General features: G+C 69.2%; 4 protein-coding genes. 2 read left to right on the top strand and 2 right to left on the bottom strand.

What is annotated here, in order from left to right:
• Nucleotides 1–80: 80 nt before the first annotated feature.
• A complete protein-coding gene (locus tag ACFUPX_RS44050; protein WP_383335388.1) occupies nucleotides 81–506 on the bottom strand; it encodes a heme-binding protein in 426 nt (141 codons plus the stop codon).
• 57 nt (nucleotides 507–563) lie between these two features.
• Nucleotides 564–1,772, bottom strand: coding sequence for an MFS transporter (locus tag ACFUPX_RS44045; protein ID WP_383335386.1), 1,209 nt, complete (start codon nucleotides 1,770–1,772; stop codon nucleotides 564–566).
• A 140-nt stretch (nucleotides 1,773–1,912) separates the two neighbouring features.
• Here ACFUPX_RS44045 and ACFUPX_RS44040 point away from each other — a divergent pair, with 140 nt between their 5' ends.
• Together ACFUPX_RS44040 and ACFUPX_RS44035 are read left to right on the top strand one after the other, a co-directional pair.
• Nucleotides 1,913–2,371, top strand: a complete 459-nt coding sequence (locus ACFUPX_RS44040) for a MarR family transcriptional regulator (protein WP_361193741.1) — start codon at nucleotides 1,913–1,915, stop codon at nucleotides 2,369–2,371.
• A gap of 58 nt (nucleotides 2,372–2,429) precedes the next feature.
• The gene (locus tag ACFUPX_RS44035; RefSeq protein WP_383335384.1) at nucleotides 2,430–2,882 is read left to right on the top strand and encodes a GNAT family N-acetyltransferase; all 453 of its coding nucleotides are present in this window, start codon (nucleotides 2,430–2,432) and stop codon (nucleotides 2,880–2,882) included.
• The last annotated feature ends 156 nt before the right edge of the window (nucleotides 2,883–3,038 follow it).

The raw sequence follows: 3,038 nt of genomic DNA, 5'->3' as shown, positions 1-3,038 counted from the left end.
CTCATCTACCGGTTGGCTTCCGGTAGATGAGGGCGGGCCTTCGTCGTGTCCGCGCGCGGTGTCGGACCTGCGGTGTCGTCCTACGCGAGGGTCTCCACGGCCGCCGTGGCGAACCCGTGGTCCTGCTCGGGCGCCCCGCCGCCGACACCGATGGCGCCGATCAGACGGCCGTCACGGTGGACCGGGACGCCGCCGGCGATGAAGAGCAGCGGCCGGTCGAGGGCGGTAGGCAGGGTGTGGAAGGGGCCTTCGGGCTTGACCAGGTCGACGAGGTCGGCGGTCGGGGCGTTGAGCTGGAGCGCCGTGTACGCCTTGCGGGTGCTGGTCTCGCCGGAGATCAGCACGGCCCGGTCGTCGCGCTGGAAGGCGAGCAGATGGCCGCCCGCGTCGAGGACGGTGACGCTGACCGTGACGTCGGCCGCCTCGGCGGCGCGGCGGGCCGCGGTGACGAGTGCCTCGGCGTCCTGAGTGGTCAGCGGGGCGACGGCGGGGGTGGTGGTGCTCATGAGGTTCTCCTAGTGCGGTGGTGCTTATGGGGGGAGTTGGATTGAGGGAGAGCTGGCTCAGTGGTGGACGGGCGCCGCCTGCTCGGCGGGGGACACGCCCGCGACGATCAGGCTGGGAGCGGCCGAGCGGCGCTCAAGGGCGGCCGAGACGACGGCCAGGACGAGCGCGGAGCCCGCGAGTACCGCGCCCACCCAGTTCGGGGCGGTGTAGCCGAGGCCCGCGGAGATCACGAGGCCGCCGAGCCAGGCCGAGAGCGCGTTGCCGAGGTTGAAGGCGCCGATGTTCATGGCCGAGGCGAGCGTGGGCGCACCTGAGGCCTGGTCGAGCACCCGCTTCTGCAGCGGCGGCACGGTGGCGAAGCCCAGGGCGCCGATCAGTGTGATGGTCACGGCTGCGGCGATCTTGTTGTGCGCGGTGAGGGTGAAGAGGGCGAGCACGATGGCCAGCGAGCTCAACGAGATGTAGAGCAGCGGCATCAGGGCACGGTCGGCGAACTTTCCGCCGATCAGGTTGCCCGCGACCATGCCGAGGCCGAAGAGGACGAGAAGCCAGGTCACGGAGGAGTCCGCGTAACCGGCGACGTCCGTCATCATCGGGGCGAGGTAGGTGACGGCGGCGAAGACACCGCCGAAGCCGAGGATCGTCATCGCCATGGCGAGCAGCACCTGGACGTTGCGGAACGCGGCCAGCTCATGGCGCAGCCGTACGCCTTCGGGCTTGGGCAGGTCCGGGACGAGCTTGGCGATGCCGACCAGGCCGATGACGCCGAGGCCCGCGACGACGGCGAAGGTGACGCGCCAGCCGAGGGTCTGCCCGACGAGCGTGCCGAGCGGTACACCGACCACGTTGGCCACGGTGAGGCCCGTGAACATCATGGCGATGGCTCCGGCCTTCTTCTGCGGGGTGACCAGTTCGGCCGCGACGACCGATCCGATGCCGAAGAAGGCGCCGTGGGCGAGCGAGGCGACCACACGGCCGGCCAGCATGACGCCGAAGACCGGGGCCACCGCGGAGAGCAGGTTGCCCGCGATGAACAGGCCCATGAGCAGCATCAGCATCCGCTTGCGCGAGATGCGGGTGCCGAGAACGGTCATCAGGGGAGCGCCGAGTACGACACCGAGTGCGTAGCCGGTCACGAGGAGACCGGCCGTGGGGATGGAGACGCCGAAGTCACCCGCGACCTCAGGGAGCAGACCCATGATCACGAACTCTGTGGTCCCGATTCCGAAGGCCCCGATCGCGAGGGCCAGTAGCGCGAGAGGCATGGTTCTACCTTCCAGACGGTTGCAGGTGCGCTTAGCTAGCGTCCACAATAATTGCACACGCGGGTTACTTGCAACCGCCGGATATTGCGTGGGTGGACTATCCTGGTCCTCAGCCGCTCCGGGACGGAGGAACAAGAGCCATGACAGCGACGGACCCCGCACTGACCGCCCTTGCGCAGGGCTGGTGCGCGCTCTCCCTGCTCCACGGGAAGATCGAGACCCACATCGAGCGCGCCCTGCAGGCCAAGCACGGCCTGAGCGTGCGCGAGTACTCCCTGCTCGATGTCCTCAGCCGCCAGCACGACGGGGAGGGGGGCCATCTGCAGATGAAGCAGGTCGCCGACGCCGTCGTCCTCAGCCAGAGCGCCACCACACGCCTGGTCACCCGGCTTGAAGACCGTGGGCTGCTCTCCCGCTATCTGTGCCCCACCGATCGCCGCGGCATCTACACGGACGTCAGCGAGTCGGGCACGGCGCTCCTCGCCGAGGCCCGCCCCACCAATGACGCCGCGCTGCGCGAGGCGCTCGACGAGGCAGCCCTGAACCCGGAGCTCACCCCGCTGGTCAGGGCCGTGGAAGCGGTGCGCGTACCGGCGTAGGACGCCCGTGGTCGCAGTGGCCTGCCCTGCGGGCAGGTGGCTGCATAAGCTGATCCTCATGGGAGATCTTGAGATACGCCCTGCGGTCGCCGACGACATCCCCGCCATCGTGGAGATGCTCGCCGACGACCCCCTGGGCAGCACCCGCGAGTCGCCGGACGACCTCACCCCGTACCTCGCCGCGTTCGAACGCCTTGCCGGAGACCCGAACCAGCACCTGGTCGTCGCCGTGCGCGAGGAACGCGTCGTCGGCACACTCCAGCTCACGATCGTTCCGGGCCTGTCCCGCAAGGGCGCGACGCGGTCGATCATCGAGGGCGTACGCATTCACGCGGACGAGCGCGGCAGCGGTCTCGGCACTCAGTTCATCACGTGGGCCGTCGATGAATCCCGCCGCCAGAACTGCCAGTTGGTGCAGCTGACCTCGGACGCCACCCGTACCGACGCCCGCCGTTTCTATGAGCGGCTCGGGTTCACGGCTTCACATGTGGGCTTCAAGCTGGAGCTCTGAAGCGCCCGTTGACGTGTCATAGCGGTCACAGCGGTGGGGGGGGGGGGGGTTGGAGTTTATAAAAAACCACCACCAGCGCGAGAAAAAAAAAAAAACAAAGCAACCACCCCCCCCCCCCCCCCCCCCCCCCCCCCCCCCCGCACCCCCCCCCCCGCC

It is taken from the genome of Streptomyces sp. NPDC057302, from assembly GCF_042667685.1.
Taxonomy (GTDB): Bacteria; Actinomycetota; Actinomycetes; order Streptomycetales; family Streptomycetaceae; genus Streptomyces.
The sequence above is the reverse complement of the archived record's forward strand: the minus strand, read 5'-3'. Positions and strand labels throughout refer to the sequence as shown.

What these genes read in the sequence shown, in the direction of transcription:
- ACFUPX_RS44050 (WP_383335388.1), bottom strand. Translation starts at nt 506, where the DNA reads ATGAGCACCACCACCCCCGCCGTCGCCCCGCTGACCACTCAGGACGCC.
- ACFUPX_RS44045 (WP_383335386.1), bottom strand. Translation starts at nt 1,772, where the DNA reads ATGCCTCTCGCGCTACTGGCCCTCGCGATCGGGGCCTTCGGAATCGGG.
- ACFUPX_RS44040 (WP_361193741.1), top strand. Translation starts at nt 1,913, where the DNA reads ATGACAGCGACGGACCCCGCACTGACCGCCCTTGCGCAGGGCTGGTGC.
- ACFUPX_RS44035 (WP_383335384.1), top strand. Translation starts at nt 2,430, where the DNA reads ATGGGAGATCTTGAGATACGCCCTGCGGTCGCCGACGACATCCCCGCC.